This is a genomic window from Nocardia xishanensis NBRC 101358 (assembly GCF_001613365.1).
Lineage (GTDB): Bacteria > Actinomycetota > Actinomycetes > Mycobacteriales > Mycobacteriaceae > Nocardia > Nocardia xishanensis.
Genome location: NZ_BDCF01000119.1, coordinates 1 through 767, shown reverse-complemented (window position 1 = coordinate 767; position 767 = coordinate 1). Strand labels below are relative to the sequence as shown.

1 protein-coding gene is annotated in these 767 nt (G+C 74.1%); it reads left to right on the top strand.

Going from position 1 to position 767, the window contains the following annotated elements; all coding sequences use genetic code 11:
• A partial coding sequence (locus NX1_RS34920; RefSeq protein ID WP_157120419.1) for an amidohydrolase family protein occupies positions 1–767 on the top strand: 767 nt, incomplete at both ends.

Sequence of the window (767 nt, the reverse complement as noted above, 5' to 3'; positions counted from 1 at the left end):
GGCGTTGGACGCGGCGGCCGCCCGCGGCATCGCGGCGGTGCACGAATGCTCGGGACCCGACATCGCGGGCCGCGACGACGTGCGCGAACTGCTGGAATTCCAGCACGGTGTCGAGGTGCGCGCCTACTGGGGCGAGGCCGTGACCAGTCCCGAGCAGGCCAAGGCCCTGGTCGCCGAGCTCGGCGTGCACGCGCTCGGCGGTGATCTGTTCGTGGACGGATCGCTCGGTTCGCGCACCGCCTGGCTGCGCGAGCCCTACGCCGACACGCCCGGGACGGGTACCGGATATCTGGACGCCGACGCCATCGCCGCGCACCTGCGAGCGTGCACCGCGGCGGGCATTCAGGCGGGCTTCCACGTCATCGGTGACGCGGCCATGGACGCGGTGGTCGCGGGCTTCCAACGGGTCGCCGACGAGCTCGGCGGGCCGGCCGTCGCGGCGCGCGGACACCGCGTCGAGCACGCTGAGATGGTGGACGCCGAGCAGATCGGCAAGCTCGCCTCGTGGGGCGTGATCGCCAGTGTCCAACCGGTTTTCGACGCGACGTGGGGCGGTCGGGACGGCATGTACGCGGCCAGGCTCGGCGTCGAGCGGGCCGCCGCGCTGAATCCGTTCGCGGCCATGGCCGCCGCGGGCGTGTCGCTGGCCATCGGCTCGGACGCGCCGGTGACCGAACTGAATCCGTGGCAGGCCGTGCGCGCCGCCGCAGGTCACCGTACGCCGGGTCACGGCATCTCGCCGCGCGCGGCCTTCGCGGCGGCCACGC